Source organism: Thermomonas sp. (assembly GCF_041919455.1).
Classification (GTDB): Bacteria; Pseudomonadota; Gammaproteobacteria; order Xanthomonadales; family Xanthomonadaceae; genus Thermomonas.
Genome location: NZ_JAYRTQ010000001.1, coordinates 94,210 through 110,427, shown reverse-complemented (window position 1 = coordinate 110,427; position 16,218 = coordinate 94,210). Strand labels below are relative to the sequence as shown.

The 16,218-nt window shown below is 68.8% G+C and carries 14 protein-coding genes and 1 pseudogene; 4 read left to right on the top strand and 11 right to left on the bottom strand.

Features of this window, described 5'->3' with window-relative positions; genetic code table 11:
• Positions 1 to 2: 2 nt before the first annotated feature.
• Positions 3 to 785, bottom strand: a complete 783-nt coding sequence (locus tag ACE3T8_RS00480; protein WP_374605903.1) for a TorF family putative porin — start codon at positions 783 to 785, stop codon at positions 3 to 5.
• 349 nt (positions 786 to 1,134) lie between these two features.
• Positions 1,135 to 2,544, bottom strand: coding sequence for a type I glutamate--ammonia ligase (gene glnA, locus ACE3T8_RS00475; protein WP_374605902.1), 1,410 nt, complete (start codon positions 2,542 to 2,544; stop codon positions 1,135 to 1,137).
• A 208-nt stretch (positions 2,545 to 2,752) separates the two neighbouring features.
• Between glnA and ACE3T8_RS00470 the strand changes: the two genes are divergently transcribed.
• The 3 genes and pseudogenes from ACE3T8_RS00470 to ACE3T8_RS00460 all read left to right on the top strand — a co-directional run bounded on the left by ACE3T8_RS00470 (position 2,753) and on the right by ACE3T8_RS00460 (position 5,192).
• Positions 2,753 to 3,607: an undecaprenyl-diphosphate phosphatase gene (locus ACE3T8_RS00470; protein ID WP_374605900.1), complete on the top strand. Its 855-nt coding sequence runs from the start codon at positions 2,753 to 2,755 to the stop codon at positions 3,605 to 3,607.
• 34 nt (positions 3,608 to 3,641) lie between these two features.
• A pseudogene (locus tag ACE3T8_RS00465) lies at positions 3,642 to 3,923 on the top strand (DUF4377 domain-containing protein); the annotation flags it as partial.
• A gap of 108 nt (positions 3,924 to 4,031) precedes the next feature.
• Positions 4,032 to 5,192 (top strand): serine hydrolase domain-containing protein, encoded by a 1,161-nt coding sequence (locus tag ACE3T8_RS00460; RefSeq protein WP_374605898.1) that lies wholly within the window; start codon positions 4,032 to 4,034, stop codon positions 5,190 to 5,192.
• A gap of 3 nt (positions 5,193 to 5,195) precedes the next feature.
• Here ACE3T8_RS00460 and ACE3T8_RS00455 read toward each other — a convergent pair whose 3' ends face one another.
• From ACE3T8_RS00455 to ACE3T8_RS00435, 5 genes are all read right to left on the bottom strand, one after another.
• Entirely contained in the window at positions 5,196 to 5,804 is a 609-nt protein-coding gene (locus ACE3T8_RS00455) for a YbhB/YbcL family Raf kinase inhibitor-like protein (protein ID WP_374605896.1), read from the bottom strand.
• A 156-nt stretch (positions 5,805 to 5,960) separates the two neighbouring features.
• Positions 5,961 to 6,962 (bottom strand): YheT family hydrolase, encoded by a 1,002-nt coding sequence (locus ACE3T8_RS00450; protein ID WP_374605895.1) that lies wholly within the window; start codon positions 6,960 to 6,962, stop codon positions 5,961 to 5,963.
• Positions 6,959 to 7,735, bottom strand: a complete 777-nt coding sequence (locus tag ACE3T8_RS00445; protein ID WP_374605894.1) for a lysophospholipid acyltransferase family protein — start codon at positions 7,733 to 7,735, stop codon at positions 6,959 to 6,961. Before ACE3T8_RS00445 ends, ACE3T8_RS00450 begins: the two co-directional genes overlap by 4 nt.
• Before the next feature lie 50 nt (positions 7,736 to 7,785).
• Complete coding sequence (locus ACE3T8_RS00440; protein ID WP_374606122.1) at positions 7,786 to 8,160, bottom strand: hotdog fold thioesterase; 375 nt, start codon at positions 8,158 to 8,160, stop codon at positions 7,786 to 7,788.
• Between the two features lie 82 nt (positions 8,161 to 8,242).
• Positions 8,243 to 8,881 carry a YkvA family protein gene (locus tag ACE3T8_RS00435; RefSeq protein ID WP_374605893.1) on the bottom strand — a complete coding sequence of 213 codons (639 nt, stop codon included), beginning with the start codon at positions 8,879 to 8,881 and terminating at the stop codon, positions 8,243 to 8,245.
• Positions 8,882 to 9,035: 154 nt separating this feature from the next.
• Between ACE3T8_RS00435 and ACE3T8_RS00430 the strand changes: the two genes are divergently transcribed.
• Complete coding sequence (locus ACE3T8_RS00430; RefSeq protein WP_374605891.1) at positions 9,036 to 10,049, top strand: amidohydrolase family protein; 1,014 nt, start codon at positions 9,036 to 9,038, stop codon at positions 10,047 to 10,049.
• Here the strand turns inward: ACE3T8_RS00430 and ACE3T8_RS00425 are convergent, their stop codons facing one another.
• From ACE3T8_RS00425 to ACE3T8_RS00410, 4 genes are all read right to left on the bottom strand, one after another.
• Positions 10,050 to 12,020, bottom strand: a complete 1,971-nt coding sequence (locus ACE3T8_RS00425) for a phospholipase D family protein (RefSeq protein ID WP_374605890.1) — start codon at positions 12,018 to 12,020, stop codon at positions 10,050 to 10,052.
• A 63-nt stretch (positions 12,021 to 12,083) separates the two neighbouring features.
• Positions 12,084 to 12,557, bottom strand: coding sequence for a histidine phosphatase family protein (locus ACE3T8_RS00420; protein WP_374605888.1), 474 nt, complete (start codon positions 12,555 to 12,557; stop codon positions 12,084 to 12,086).
• 28 nt (positions 12,558 to 12,585) lie between these two features.
• Complete coding sequence (locus ACE3T8_RS00415; RefSeq protein ID WP_374605886.1) at positions 12,586 to 13,215, bottom strand: AAA family ATPase; 630 nt, start codon at positions 13,213 to 13,215, stop codon at positions 12,586 to 12,588.
• A gap of 65 nt (positions 13,216 to 13,280) precedes the next feature.
• Positions 13,281 to 16,199 (bottom strand): ATP-binding protein, encoded by a 2,919-nt coding sequence (locus ACE3T8_RS00410; RefSeq protein WP_374605884.1) that lies wholly within the window; start codon positions 16,197 to 16,199, stop codon positions 13,281 to 13,283.
• Positions 16,200 to 16,218 lie beyond the last annotated feature (19 nt).

Genomic DNA, 16,218 nt, shown 5'->3' with positions numbered 1-16,218 from the left:
CGTCAGAACGCCTTGGTGACGGTCAGTGCGACGGTGTCGCGCGCGGTCTTGTTGCCGTACGGATTCACGTAGAGCGCGTCGTCGGCATCGGTGCCGGTGTAGGCCAGGCCCACCGAGAACCCGTTGTCGAAGGCCTTGGTGATGCCCAGCTTCCAGTCGGCGTACTCGAACGCGCCGTTGCCGCCGCCTTCGATCCATTGCTTGCCGGCGTGCGCGCCCAGGGTCCAGCCTTCCGCCACCACGAAGTTCGCACTCAGGTCGAGGTAGCCGCTGCCGCTGGAATCCGCGTAACCGAACAGGTCGGTGGCGGCGACGGAGTATTTCGCGCCGAGGGAGATTTTCTCGCTCGCGGCCACGGTGACGCCCGCGTACACCTCGAGGGTGTCGGCGCTGTTGAAGCCGGACGGGAAGTCGCCGGGATACCAGTAGTACAACGCGCCGACATCGAAGCTCACGGTGTCGTTGAACTTGCCACGGTAGCCACCGTAGACATCGAGTTCGAGGCTGCTGGAAATGGGTGCCGCGGGCGTGGAGAGATCGGACAGCCAGCTGACGTTGCTGCCCCAGGTGCCGATGTAGGCGCCGCTTTCGGCCGCGTATTCGACGCCGCCCTGCAACGCGGGTTCCTGGTTGGTCTGGGTGGTGCCGCGGAAGATGTAATCGCTGGTGATGCTGACGGTGCCGGTGGTGCCGGCATGCGCCGTGGATGCGAGCGCGAGGCTGGCCAGGATGGATGCCATCGCGGTGTTGCGGATCGAACGAGTGGTGCGGGTGCGAGACGGCATGACAAGGCTCCTCGATAAGCGGTAGCCCTCCCCAGTCATTGTTTCGTGCACGTGCGATGCAGGGTGTTCGTTCCTGCCCGCAGCGATCGGTGATCGCGTGTTTCCTCCTTGCGTGATGCGCGTCCTGCGCGTCGTGCGGCCCCCGCCGCACACGTGGCCCACTCCACCTCCTCCGCGGCCACAAGGACCCGGCAGGGCACATCCGTCGACATGCCCTGCCGGTCCCATCCGATCCTCGCCGGGGAGGGAGCGAAGCGAGGATCAGCCTGCTTCGCCTCGATGCGTGTCGTGCATCGAACCGTTGTTGCGTTCGTCATCCCGGCGTTCGCCGGAATGACGGTGTTCCTCGTCAGATCGTGTAGTACATCTGGTATTCGAGCGGATGCGTGGCCGCGCGGAACTTGGTCACTTCCTGCATCTTCAGCGCGATGTAGCCGTCGATGAAGTCGTCGGAGAACACACCGCCGGCCTTGAGGAAGTCGCGATCCTTGTCGAGCGCTTCCAGCGCCTGGTCCAGGCTGTGGCAGACGGTCGGGATGTTCTTCTCTTCTTCCGGCGGCAGGTCGTACAGGTCCTTGTCGCTCGGCGCGCCCGGGTCGATCTGGTTCTTGATGCCGTCCAGGCCGGCCATCATCAGCGCGGCGAAGGTCAGGTAGCCGGAGTTCATCGGATCCGGGAAGCGTATCTCGATGCGGCGCGCCTTCGGGTTGGACACGTACGGGATGCGGCAGCTCGCCGAGCGGTTGCGGGCCGAGTAGGCCAGCATCACCGGCGCCTCGAAGCCCGGCACCAGGCGCTTGTAGCTGTTGGTGGTCGAGTTGGCGAACGCGTTGATCGCGCGGGCATGCTTGAAGATGCCGCCGATGTACCACAGCGCCATCTGCGACTGGCCGCCGTAGCCGTCGCCGGAGAACAGGTTCTTGCCGTCCTTGGCCAACGACATGTGCACGTGCATGCCGCTGCCGTTGTCGCCGACGATCGGCTTCGGCATGAAGGTCGCGGTCTTGCCGTTGCGGTGGGCGACGTTCTTGATGATGTACTTCATCGTCAGCAGTTCGTCGGCCTTCTGCACCAGGGTGTTGAACTTGGTGCCGATCTCGCACTGGCCGGCGTTCGCCACTTCATGGTGGTGCACTTCCACTTCGATGCCGACCGCTTCGAGGGTCTTGCACATCTCGGCGCGGATGTCGTGCAGCGAATCCAGCGGCGCGACCGGGAAATAGCCGCCCTTCACCCCCGGCCGGTAGCCGGTGTTGCCGCCTTCGTATTCGCGGCCGGAGTTCCATGCCGCCTCTTCCGAATCGATGTGGAAGAAGGTGTGGCCCATCTCGTTGGCGAAGCGCACGGAATCGAAGATGAAGAATTCCGGTTCCGGGCCGAAGAACGCGGTGTCGGCGATGCCGCTGGACTTCAGGTAGGCCTCGGCGCGCTTGGCCACGCCGCGCGGATCGCGCGCGTAGGCCTGCATGGTCGCCGGGTCGAGGATGTCGCAGGTCAGGATCAAGGTCGGATCGGCGGTGAACGGATCGATGATCGCGGTCGACGCGTCAGGCAGCAGGACCATGTCGGACTCGTTGATGCCCTTCCAGCCGCTGATCGAGGAACCGTCGAACATCTTGCCGTCCTCGAACAGGCTGGCGTCGACGATCGACTTCGGGAAGGTCACGTGGTGCTGGACGCCACGCACGTCGGTGAAACGCAGGTCGACGAATTCGACCTTGTGGTCCTTGATCAGCTTTTCGACATTCTCGAGCGACACGGCAGGCTCCGAAGCAGGCGGTTGGGATAACCGGGATGCTTGTGACATTGCAAGCGGCGTGCCAACTTTCAACTCATTGATTTTCAATGGATTGCTGCAACGCATCCAACTATTTAGCACTTCTTCGGTTCAATTTTTTCTAATGATGCACCTCTTTGGTGCGAAGGTGCCTGCGTTATCCTTTCGTACCGCCGACTGCCCGTTGCCCATGAACGACCTGCTCGCCGCCCTGCTGCTCGGCATCATCGAAGGCATCACCGAATTCCTGCCGATCTCCAGCACCGGCCACCTGCTGATCGCCGAACGCTGGCTGGGCCATCGCAGCGACCTGTTCAACGTGGCCATCCAGGCCGGCGCGATCCTCGCCGTGGTGCTGATCTACCGGCGTCGCCTGCTCGGCCTGCTGGCCGCCTTCGCCGGTCGCGACATGACCGCTCCCTACGATCCGCTCGGCATCGACATCAGCCCACAGAAAGCGCGCGAATACGGGTTCAAGCTGCTGGTCGCGTTCGGGGTCACTGCGGTCGGCGGCCTGCTGGTCAAGGCGCTGGGCTGGGAACTTCCGGACAGCGTGCGGCCGATCGCCTGGGCGCTGATCGTCGGTGCGTTCTGGATGGTGCTGGCCGAGCAGCTGGCGGCCAGACGCGCGGCGCGCGAAGGCGAACGCACCGCGATTTCCTGGACCACGGCGATCCTGGTCGGCGTGGCCCAGGTGGTGGCCGGGGTGTTCCCGGGCACCTCGCGGTCCGCGGCGACGATCTTCGTGGCGTTGCTGGCTGGCACCACCAGCCGCGCGGCGGCCACCGAATTCGCGTTCCTGGTCGGCATCCCGACGATGTTCGCGGCGACCGGCTACGAACTGCTGTCGATGGCCCGCCATGGCGGCCTGCACGGCGAGGACTGGGGCGCGCTGGGCGTGGCGTTCGTGGCCTCCGCGATCACCGCCTTCGTAGCGGTGAAGTGGCTGCTCCGCTATATCGAAACCCACCGCTTCACCGCCTTCGCGGCGTATCGCCTGCTGCTGGGCATCGCCCTGCTGCTGTGGGTGCCGGCCAACGCCTGAGCGTTCACGCCTGCGCAACGATTCGTCCCGTTGCGAAGTGGCGGCGCAAGCCGCGGCGTGCAACCACCCGCTGATCCCGGACATGCAGTGCCTGCAGGTGCGCGAACTCAAGTACGACGACAAGGGCCTCAAGGCCGGCGACCCGGGGCCGTTCGGCCACTTCTACGCGCCCATCGAGGGTTACACCCACGAGCCCGGCGTGCGCAACGTGCTGCGCGTGGATCGCTACGCGATCAAGGACCCGCCGGCCGACGCGCCGTCGCAGGCCTTCGTCCTGGACATGGTGGTGGAATCGGACGGGCGAGGCTCGAAATAGGTCGCTCGTCCCAGTCGATCACGCGCCCGGAGCACTGGCGTGACTTTCGGCATGCGTGGCCGGGACCCATGCACCCGATCCTGCCGAATCCTCATTCCGGACAACTCCATGGCATTCACCCGGCGATCGCTTTTGCAAATGGGTGCGGCGGCGATCGGCACGGCCGCGCTTGGCCAGGCGGGCGCCGCGGTCGCTTCCAGCGGGCTTCCCGACACCCTGCGCCGGATCATCGACGACGCCGTTGCACAGGGCGCCGCCCCCGGCATCCAGCTGGCGGTGTGGCGGCACGGTGCACCGGTGCTCGCCCACGTGGCGGGCAAGGCCAACTTGGAAACCGGGACCGACGTGCGCGTCGACAGCATTTTCCGGATCGGCTCGCTGACCAAGCAGTTCGCCGCGGCGCTGGCCGCAGTGTTGGCCGAAGCGGGCAAGCTCGACCTCGATGCACCCACATCGCGCTACCTGCCGGAATTCGCGAACCAGCCCGCATTCACGGTGCGCGAGCTGGTCCACCACACCGCCGGACTGCATGCCGACGAATCCGGCGAGGCGCTCCCGGGGCCGGTCAGCCAGCGCCACCTGGCCGAGGCCATCGCCACCCAGGCCACGCCCTTCGATTTCCCGCCGGGCACCGCCTGGCAATACAGCAACGCCAACTACGTGGTGCTGGGCGCGATCATCGAGCAGGTTACGGGCCAAGCGCTGGCCGAGGCCGGACGTACCCGGCTGTTCGAGCGATCGGGCATGACGCGCACGGCCTTCGACCACAACCAGGACATCGTGCCCGGGCGCGTGGCGGGGTACGCATTCGGAGACGGCGATCCACCGCGGCTGCAGAACGGGCCGTGCGTGGACGTCGCCCAGGCCGGTGGCGCAGGCGCGATGCGCGGCACCGCCGAGGATCTGTGCCGCTGGCATGCGGCGCTGCTGGATGGCCGCGTGGTGGGCGACGCCACGCTTCGCGCGATGCTGGCGCCGGCGAAGCTGCGCGACGGGCGGCTGGCCAGCGCGCATCGGGCGAGGGAGGAAGATGCGGCGATGGGCGCCACCGAGTACGGCTTCGGGCTGCTGCTCGACCGCGCCACCCGCGACGACAGCCTGATCGTGCAGCACAACGGCTTCTTCTACGGCTTCTCGACCTACCTCGCGACCCACGTGCCGAGCCGGCTGACCGTGGCCTGCCTGTGCAATGCCGACCCGAATCCCGGCCTGCCCTTCCGCGCCTTGCGCCGCGCGGTGTTCGCCGACGTGCTCGCACCAGCGCGCTGAGGCTCAACGGTTGAGCGTGTAGGTTCCGTAGGTGCTGGCCTCCGCCAGTACGTGGCCGTGCATGGCGCGGAACACGTCGCCCGCGGTGAACACTTCCGGCACGTCCAGCGCGGCGACGTCCAGCGCGAACAGGCGGAAGAAATAGCGATGCACCCGCGCGTCGTGCGGCGGCGGATAAGGGCCGTCGTAGCCGAAGTAGTCGCCACCCATCGCCGCATCGCCGGCGAACCAGCCGGTGTAATCGTTGAGGCCGCTGCGTCCACCCGCATCGTGGCCGGCAGGCTTGCCGTGCGCGGTGATGCCATCGCTGCAACTGCCGGCGGCGATCGCACGCGCATCGGCGGGAATGTCGACCACCGTCCAGTGCACGAAGTCCCCGCGCGGATGCGCGACCGGGATCTCGACGCTGGCGTCGGCGACCAGCGCACCATCGGTCGGTGCGTCGGTGTCGATGCACAGCAGGGCGAACGAGCGCGTACCGTCCGGCACGTCGCGCCACGCGAGGTGCGGATTGCGGTTGCCGCCGAAGCCGTTGTCGCCGTCGCGCGCGCCCATCGCGAACTCGGGCGGGATCGGCTGGCCATGTTCGAAGCTGTCGCTGTGGAGTTTCATGCGGGGATTCCGGGTGCGGAAAAGGCGGAAAAGGGGTCAGAGTAGATTTTGCGGGGAAGAACATCTCGCGGTCGAACAGTGCGCCCGCAAAACTCTACTCTGACCCCTTTTCCCGCTACGCGAATCGCGCGACGGTCTCACCTGCGCGGCCGGAGTTCACAGCACCACCGACAAATGCTCCGCGACCCAATCCTCTGCATAGCCGCGCAGGCTTGCGCCGCGCAGGAAGGCGCAGTGGCCGCCATGCGCCGCGATCTCCACGGTCGCATCGGCGGGCAACTGCCAGTCGTGGAAATCCTCGACCGGGATCACCGGATCGTCCGCCGAGGTCAGGATGTCGGCCGGCACCTGCAAACCGCGCATGCGGTCCCGGCTGATCCGGTAACCATCGAAGTACGCATCGACATCGGCAAAGCCGGTATGCCGTGCCACCAGCCATGCGGTCAGTTCGCGCAGGCGAACGCTGCGCAGCTGCGCGTCGGCGATCGCATGTCGCTGCGGGAACAGCTCGCGCTTGCGCCGCAACGAGCGCGTCCACTTCTTCAGGAAGTAACGCTCGTAGACCGGCAAGCCGCGCTCCATCGCGGTGGTCGTGCGCTCGGGATCGAGCGCCGGGCAGACCGCCGCCACGCGCGCCAGCTGCAAGCCCATGCCCGGCGCATGCAGGGCCACCCGCAGGGCGAAGTTGCCGCCCAGCGAATAGCCGGCGACGACCATCGGCTGACCGGGCTGCTGCCAGCGTCGGGACACCGCCAGCGCGGCCTGCAGCACTTCATCGAGCCGATTGGAATGGAACAGGTCCTCGTTGAGGTGGTGGGTGTCGCCGTGGTCGCGGAAATTCAGCCGGAACACGTCGAAGCCGCGCTCGAGCAGGCGCGCGCAGGTCAGGCGCATGTAGCCCGATTCCGCACTGCCTTCCCAGCCGTGCAGCAGCAACGCGAGGCCACGCGGCGCGCGACCCGGCAAGGTGCTGTGCACGCCGTGCAGGCGGATCCCGCCGCCGGCATCGACCAGGTGCTCTTCGTGCATGGCGCCCAGCTTGCGCAGTTCGCGTCCACCGCGCGCCACCCGGATCGGGCTGCTGGACAGCAGGGTCTGCAGGTGCGGGCTGCGCAGCCAGCGCGGCGCGCGATAGGCACTGGCGGTATGCACGCTCATGCCGCCGCCATCGCCGCTTCGACGCGTTCGCGCGCGGCCTGGGCGATGCCGCGGCGGCCGGCCTGTTCCGCATGCAGGATCGGCTCCAGGAAGCAGACCCGCACCGGCCGCGCTGGTTCGCCGAGCAGGCGGGCGAAATTGCCCATGAAGCTCTCGCCGCGTGCAAAGGCGACGATCGGTTGCGCTTCGCAGCCGTCGCCGTAGCAGAGCGCGACCGGTTGCACCGAGGCATCGGCATCGACCGCGGCGGTGAAGATGCGCGCGTGGAAGGCACCGAGTTCGCGACCATCGCGGGTACCGCCCTCGGGGAACGCGGCGACCGCGCGGCCGCTGCGCAGGCGCGCGCTCATCTCGGCCATCACGTCGCCCAGCGAATTCGCGTTGCCGCGCTGCAGGTAGATGGTTTCCGCATGCGAGGTGACCCAGCCGACCACCGGCCAGGCGCGGATCTCGGACTTGGCGATGAAGCCCATCATGTGCTGCGAATGCAGGGCGACGATGTCGACCCAGCTGATGTGGTTGGCCACGAACAGGGTGCCGCCGGCGAGCGGGGTGCCGATGCCCTGCACCCGCATGCCGAACACCCGCAGCAGGCCGCGCGCCCACCAGCGTATCGCGGCATGGCCGACCGGGCGGCGGCCGTCGTCGCCGATGGCGATCAGCAACAGCACGACCGGCAAATGCACGAACACATGCCAGAGCAGGAACGGCAGGCGATAGGCATAGCGCAGGGCGCGCAGGCAAAACTCGACGGCGGGGGACGTCGCGGGCATGGGGCGGAACCTTAGCGGATGCCGACTAGAGCGGTCAGCCTAGCGACGGCTCAGGCCTGCCCGGACGCCGGTGGCCGCGGCAGCACGGCCAGGGTGATCCGGCTGATGCAGACCGGCTTGCCGCCCTCGTCCTCGATGCGGATTTCCCAGACCTGGGTGCTGCGGCCGACATGCAGCGGCCGCGCGGTGCCGGTGACGATGCCGCTGCGCACCGCGCGCAGGTGGTTGGCGTTGATCTCCAGCCCGACCACCGCATCGCCGCGGGCGGCCAGCATGCCGGCGCTGCTGCCCAGCGTTTCGGCCAGCGCCACCGAGGCGCCACCGTGCAACAGGCCGTACGGCTGGTGGGTGCGCGCATCGACCGGCATGGTCCCGCGCAGGAATCCGTCGCCGAGCTCGGTGAAGCGGATCCCCAGTGCTTCCATCAGGGTGCCGGCGGAACGCGCGTTCAGCGCGTCCAGGCTCGCCCCTTCGGGCCAGGCGAAATGGTGGGCGGTCAAACGCGGTTCAACCGAACTTGAAACCGCCCGGGCGCCAGCTGCGCGTGTAGGACTTGCTGCCGCCGGGCGCGCCGTAACCGCCGGAGCCGCCGTAACCGCTGCTGCGACCGTAGCCACCGCCGACATCACGATCGCGGCGCTGGTGCATGCGCTCGATCAGTTCCTCGCGACGGCCGTCCAGCCAGTCGGTACGGCCCAGCGTGGCGGGATCGACGCCGCGACGGCTCGCTTCGTTCGCACGGTAGTCGCAGAAGTCGTCGTACGCATCGAGCTCGTGCTTCAGCTCGCGCACCGACAGTTCGATCATCACCGCGTCGTCGAGGAAGCCCAGCACCTCGACATGGTCCGGGATCACGTCCTGCGGATCGCAGAAATACATCAGTGCGGTCAGCACGCGCTGCTTGTCGTCCTCCGGCAGCGCCCAGCCGGTGTCGCGCACCATCGCGATCATGTCGTCCAGGCGCAGCAGGCGATCCTTGATGAAGTCCGGGATGTGCACCTTCTGCGCATCGGCCAGCAGGCCCACCGCGCAATCGACGATCTCCTGCTCGGACTTGCCCTCCGCCGCCTTGCGGGAGCGTTCCGCCGCGTCCTGGAAATGGGCGAGGTCGCGGTCATTGAGCTCGAAGTTCAGGGTGATCGACATGGCGGCATCCGGCGCGCGTAAAGAGACCGGCAGACTAGGGCCCGCGCCGCAGCGCGTCAATCCGACGCAGGCCATGACGGGAACGGCCAATCCGGCCGCGGGCCGCGTGCGGGCCGGTTTCTCGTTGGCCGGGTTGATCTCCTGGAGAAATGCCATGCATCGGCGATTGCTCATCGTGTTGCTGGTCGCCCCGCTTGCCACGATTGCCGCGGAACCCGTCCATGGAGGCCCGGTGATCGACATGCACCTGCATGCCTTCCGCATGGATGACGTGCCGCCAGGCGTACCGGCCTGCCCTGGCGACCGCCCCGGCGTGCTGGTCCCGACCCTCGATCCCCGCGAGGCGTTCGATCCATCGGTGCTGTTTTCCTGCAACGGCACGCCGATCTTCGCGGCCGCCAGCGACGCCGACCTGCGGGACAAGTCCATCGCCGAACTGCGACGCCATGATGTGCGGCGGGCCGTCACCGAAGGCCCGGTCGACGTGGTCGCCGACTGGCGCAAGGCAGCCCCGGGCGTGATCCTGCCCGGCGTGGCCTTCGGCACGCGCCAGGACAAGTCGATCGCCGAGCTGCGCCGCCTGCATGCGGCTGGGCAACTCGACGTGCTCGGCGAGGTGTACCTGCAGTACCGGGGCCATCGCGCCGACGATCCGCGTTACGAACCGTACTTCGCCCTGGCCGAGGAACTCGACGTCCCGGTGGCGATCCACCTCGGCGAGGGTCCGCCGGCGGCGGCGCGTTTTCCCGGCTACGAGGCGTACCGCGCCAGCATGGGCTCGCCGTTCCTGCTGGAAGACGTGCTGCGCAAGCACCCGAAGCTGCGCATCTATGTCATGCACTACGGCTCGCCGCTGGTCGACGAGATGATCGCGATGATGTTCACCCACCCCAACCTGTACGTGGACGTCGCCTGCAACAACTGGGCATTCCCGCGCGCGCAGTTCCACGATGCCCTCAAGCGCATGGTCGATGCCGGGCTGGGCAAGCGGATCCTGTTCGGTTCGGACCAGATGTACTGGCCGGACGCGATCGGCGAAGCGATCAAGGCCATCGAGACCGCGCCATTTCTCGACGCCGGGCAGAAGCGCGACATCCTCTACGACAACGCGGCACGCTTCCTGCGGCTGAGCCCGCAGCAGGTCGCGGCCGACCACGCCCCGCGCTGACTACAGGATCGGCGACAGCCCCGAACCGAACGCGGTGAACACGCGCACGCCCAGCCATTTCAGGCCGATGTCGACTTCCGGCGAATTGCCGACGGGGGTGTGGCAGGCGCGGAAGCGCGGATCGAACGGCGAAGGCGGCGACGGGCAGTCCGGGCCGGGCACGAATTCGTAGCTGGTCGCGTACTTGATCGGCCACAGGTCGAAGATCGGCATGCGCTCGGACACCCGCGCCAGGGTGTACTCGACCCCCGGCAGGATCGGCGATGAGTCCCGACGGCCGATCGTCCAGGCGTTGCCCGGCGCCATGTCGCGCTGGATGCTGGCGGACAGGCGCGCGGCGAAGGCCGGATCCTCGATCACCACCGCGCTCTCCGTATTGTAGGTGTCGCCGCGCGGGTCGAAGTTGTGGGTGCCGACCACGCCGACCTTGCCGTCCACCACCATCGACTTGGCATGCAGGCCCATGCGCATGCCGGCCTGCTTGAGCCGCATCGGCATGCCGCCGGAACCGAGCGCGCGGAAGCGCCCGGCCTCGCTGTCCGGGTCCTTGCGCAGCCCGCGCTCGGCCAGGCGACGCTCGCGCAGGCTTGGCCGGGGCTTCGATGCGGCCGACGAAGGCGCTGGCGCCGCCGTCGCCTCGAACACCGGCAGGTCCGCGCCCAACGCGCCCGGCTCGAATGGCGCGTCAGCCGGGAACGGCTTGAACTCGTGGATCTCGAAACCGAAGTCGCGCAGGTAGCGGCGCTTGTACTTGTGCGAGATCGCGTAGGCGATGAACGCGTCGGTCGAGGCAAGGCTGTTCGTGGAGATGCGCACGCGCGGCGCGTCCTCGCGGCGGTGCAGTTCGCGGAACAGGTGCTGCGCGGGCTTGGACAGCACCAGGTACGGGGTCTGCAGCAGCACTTCGTCGCGGGCGCCGGCGATCAGCGTGCGCAGGCCGATGCTGGCGGCCTCGGCGGCGGCGTTGGCCTCGGCGGGCCTGCCTTGCCAGTGCTTGACCGGCAGGTCGGCGATGAACTGCACGCCCCGCACCGGCATGGCCGGATCGACGAAGCGCGCGCGGATCGCGGCCTCGTCGTCGACCATCGCCAGCAACGCGCGGACACGCTCCGGCTTGCGGTACGGCGCATGCGGCGGTGGCGGCGCGCCCTGCTTGCGCAGCAGGCGGGCGACATCGCCCAGTTGCTCTGCGGGCACGCTGCGCCGCGACGACCAGAAGGCCTCGAAATTGGCCGCCATGTCGGCGCCGACCGGGCCCGCGACCAGCAGGTCGCGGTCGCGGAAGTTGTAGCCGGCGCCCCAGTCGTAATAGTCGTCCTGGTAGTTGCGCCCGCCGGTGATGCCGACCTCACCGTCGACCAGCAGCAGCTTGTTGTGCATGCGGCTGTTGAGCTGGCGCCAGCAGCAGCCCGCAGCCACCGCATACATGGGCAATGCCAGCCGCGCGCGGTCCAGCACCGGGTTGTAGACGCGCAGCTCGAAGTTGGCGTGCATGGCGGTGAGCCCGGCCAGGGTCTCCACTTCGCGCAGGGCGGCCAGCTGGTCGATCAGCACGCGCACCTTGACCCCGCGGAATGCCGCGGCCTGGAGTTCATCCAGCACCAGCTGCGCGGAATCGTCCTCGTCGAAGATGTAGGTCTGCAGGTCGATGCTGCGTTGCGCGCTGCGGATCAGGTGGATGCGCACCAGCAGCGCGTCCGGCGCATCGTCCAGGATCAGCGCGACATGGCGCGGCGCGGAAGGGGTGGACGCGGCGATCGCCTGCTTGCCCAGCGCGCGCAGCGGCGATGCCAGCGCGCAGGCGTCCGCGCGCGTGCAATCGACCTGGCTGCTGCGCGCCGCACGGGCGATGCCGGCGGCTTCGTCGCGCTGTTCGACCGAGAGGGTGGCGCAGCCGGCCAGCGACAGCGCGAACGCGCCCGCCAGCACTCGATGGAAAAGTGGCCAGAGTGAAGTTTTGCACCAACCCATGCGAGCGATGCCGATGACAGGCAGCGCAAAATTCACTCTGGCCCCTTTTCCAGATTCATCCGGTCATGGCCACCAGAAGGCCGATAGCGTGGCGATGCCCGGTTCGATGTTCACGTCCAGCGGCAGGGTCAGCACCGCAATGCCGCCCGGCGGCATGCCGCGGTAGTCGCCGGTCTGGCCGCTGTGCATCAGCGCCGCCAGTTGCTCCAGGCCGGGGTTGTGGCCCACCAGCAGCAGGCGCTCGGCGTCGCGGTTGGCATCGGCCAGCGAGGCCAGGGTGCCGGGGCTGGCCTCGTAGATCGAGGCGTCCTCGTAGATTTCGCCGGCACCGATGTCGCCCAGCGCGGCCAGGGTCTCGCGGGTGCGCGCGGCGGTGGAGCACAGCACGCGGTCGGGCCGCAGCCCGTGTTCGCGCAGCCAGTCGCCGGCGGCGCGCGCTTCCGCCAGGCCGGTCGCGGACAACGGGCGGGCGATGTCGTCCTGGCCCGCGGTGGCGGATTCGGCATGGGCATGGCGGAGCAGGATCAGTTGACGCATGGACACTCCTTGGTCGCCCGCGAGGGCTTCAGTCTTTCTGCAGCCACTGCAGCAACGGTTGCCAATCGGCCTGGTGGTCGCGCACCTGCGCCGAGTGGTAGTCGAACAGGCTCTTGCCCAGCCCGGTCAGCACGACGTAGGCCTGGCTGTCGCGCAGCTGCGCGACCAGCGGGAACGGCCAGCCGCGGAGCACCTCCATCGCCTGCTGCGACGCATTGGTATTGGGCTTCAGGCGATTGCCGAGCAGGCCAACCCGGAGCTTGCCCTTGCGCACGCGCGGATGGCGGCCCAGCGATTCCAGGAAGCGCACGCTGGCCTCGATGTCGAGCGCCGACGGCTGCACCGGCACGACCACCGCATCGGCGATCTCCAGCACCTCGTCCAGGTCGTCGGCCATGGCCCCGGCCGGCGCATCCACGATCAACCGCTGGGCATCGTCCGGGACTCGCTTGCGCCAGGCCCTGCGGGTGCCGTCGACCGGCAGCACCGCGCTGGCCATGCCGGCGCGGCGTTCGCACCAGCGAGTGGCGGATCCCTGCGGGTCGGCATCCACCAGCACCGTGCGCAGGCCGGACAGGGCGGCATTCGCCGCCAGCTGGGTGGCGATCGTGGTCTTGCCGACGCCACCCTTGGAACAGGCCACCAGCCACGTCTTCATCGAGCAGCTCCGTTGCGGGATGCCAGCAGCGTACACGCGGCGGCAGCGCCCTGCATGCGCCGTGTTCAGGCCGGATAGCGCTGCGCCACGTCCAGCCGCAGGCGCGCGGCGGCGGTGTGCACGTCGACCGCCAGCGGCAGCACGCTGGCCCAGTCGCCACCGCGGCCCGCGCCTTCCAGCGCCGCCGCGGCCTCTGCCAGTTCCAGCGCGCCGACCAGGCGCGCCGCACCTTTCACCTTGTGCGCCTGGCGGGTCAGGCCGTGCAGGTCGCCGGCCGCGCGCAACTGTTCCAGCACCGCCAGGTCCTCATCGGTGCTGCCCAGGAAATCCTCCAGCAGCGCCCGCGCCTCGCCCACGTTGCCGCCGATGAGGTCTTCCAGCACCGAGGCCTGCAGGGTCGGCGGATCCTCCAGTTGCGGCAGGCCGGCCTCGGTCGCCACCGCCTGGCGGTTGTTGGCGCTCTGGATGCGTGCGCCCTGCTCGGCCCCCATCGCGCCGGTGCCCGCGGTGTGCGGCAGCCAGCGCTGCAGGCAGGCGCCCAGGGTGGCGATGCCGACCGGTTTGGCCAGGTAATCGTCCATGCCCGCCGCCAGGCAACGCTCGGCTTCGCCCTTCAGCGCCGAGGCGGTCAGCGCGACGATCGGGGTCGGCGGCAGGCCACGCCGGGCGCCTTCCTCGCGGATCGCGCGCGCCAGCTGGTAACCGTCCATGCGCGGCATGTGCACGTCGCTGAGCAGCAGCGCATAGCGGCCCGTGCGCCAGCGCTCCAGGCCTTCGATGCCGTCCTCCGCGGTTTCCGACGCATACCCGGCCAACGCCAGCTGGCGCTGGATCACCTGGCGGTTGGTGGCGTGGTCGTCGACCAGCAGGACCAGGCTGCGTTCGGCTTCCGCCTCGGCGACCGTGGGCAGGCGCCGCGGGGTGAATCCGGCGACAGGTTTCCCCGGCAGCAGCAGGTCCGGCAATTCCTCCGGCGGCGCGCGCTGCAGGGTCAGCGCCAGGCGCATGCTGGTGCCCGCGCCCGGGGCGGATTCCATGTCCACCTTGCCGCCCATCAATTCGCCGATGCGGCGGCTGATCGCCAACCCCAGTCCGGTACCGCCGAAGCGGCGGGTGGTGTCGACCTCCGCCTGCGAGAACGGCTGGAACAGCCGCGCCTGCGCCTGCTCGCTGATGCCGATGCCGGTATCGGTGACCCGGATCACCAGCGCGTCGCTGCCCAGCGCGCCATCGTTTGGATCGTGCCGGCCCGGCTCCACCGCCACGGTGACCGCGCCCTGCTCGGTGAACTTGATCGCATTGGACAGGAAGTTGCCGATCACCTGGCGCACCCGCACCGGGTCGGCGTAGTGCGCCGGCGCGATCCGCGGATCGACCTGGCAGGACAGGGCGAGGCCCTTGCTCGACGCCGAACCGGCGTAGTTGGCCACCACGCTGCGCAGCAGGTCCGGCAGCGAGGTCGGCACCGGCTCGATCTCCATCCGCCCGGCCTCGATCTTCGAGAAGTCCAGGATGTCGCCGATGATCCGCAGCAGCGCCTCGGCCGAGGCCTGGATCACGTTGAGCGAGCGCCGCTGCTCGATGTCGAGCTCGGTGTGCGAGAGCACCTCGATCATCCCGGTGACGCCGATCATCGGCGTGCGGATCTCGTGGCTCATCGCCGCCAGGAACGCGCTCTTGGCCTGGTTGGCATCGCGCGCACGCGCCTCGCTGTCGCGCAGCGCGCGCTCCAGCCGCTTCAGCGCGGTGAGGTCGGTCGCCACCGCCAGCAGGCCGACCATCGCGCCGGTGTCGTCGCGCATCGCCGACAGCGCCAGCAGCACCGGCAGGGTGCGCCCGCGCTGGTGGCGCAACACGAATTCGCGCGGCGGCTCGCGGTGCTGGGCCAGCGCGCGCAACGCTGTCCAGTCGGGCGCGATGCGCTGTCCATAGGCCTCGCTCAGGGAACGCGCCAGCGATTGCAGCGCCTCCGGGTCGAGGATCGCATCCATCGACTCGCGGCCCAGCAGCGAACCGGGCGGCCAACCGAGCAGCTGCTCGCCGAACGGATTCACCTGCGAGAACACCCCATCCTCGTCCACCGCGAAGATCGCGGTCGGCGCGGCCTCCAGCAGCAGCCGCTGGAAATGCTCGCGGCGCTCCAGCGCACCGCGCACGCGGTCGTTGCTGACCAGCTGGTCGGTCAGCTGGGTTTCGATCCGGCGCACGTGGTCGCGCATGCGCAGGAAGCTGTCCATCACCTCGCCCAGCTCGCCATCCGGCGTGTAGCGCGGCTGCGCGGTGTAGTCGTGCTGGGCCATCCGCCGGGTCAGGTCGGTCAGGCTCTCGACCCCGCGATAGCCGTTGCGCAGGATCCGCCGGCCGAACAGCGCGACCAGCAGGAAGCACAGCAGCGACAACGCGATGCGGATGCGCCCGACCCGTTCGCCGCGGGTCAGTTCCGCCTGCACCAGCGCTTCGGCGCGCAATTGCCCGCGCTGGTCGATCCGCTCCAGCCGTTCGATCAGCGGATCCACCGCGGGATACAGCTCGCGATCGGCGAACTGGCCCAGCGCGCGGATGTCCTTCGCCTGCAGGATGCGCTGCAGGGTCTCGGCGGCCTGGTCGGCGCGCACCCGTGCCTGCAGGGCCTGTTCCAGCAACGCCTTGTCCTCGCCCTCCAGCGGCATCGCCTGCAGTGCATGCCATTCGCGCGCAGCGCTCGCGCGGGCCTCGGCCACCACTGCCTGGCCCTGCTTCCAGTCGATCAGGTAATTGCGGGCGCGGAAGGTGGTGTCGACCACGTCCTGGGCGTAGGCATCGCTGAGCCGACGGATGCGCCCCATCCCGGCCAGCACATCGTCCTTCATCGCGCTCATCGAGCGCTGGGTGTAGTGCTGGCCGACTTCGTCCAGCGCCAGCACCAGCGCACCGGTCACCAGGAACAGGCCGAACAGGCCCAGCAACTGGTGGCGAAGGCCGAAGCGCGAAGGATCAAACCGCATCGGGTCGATCCCGGAGTGC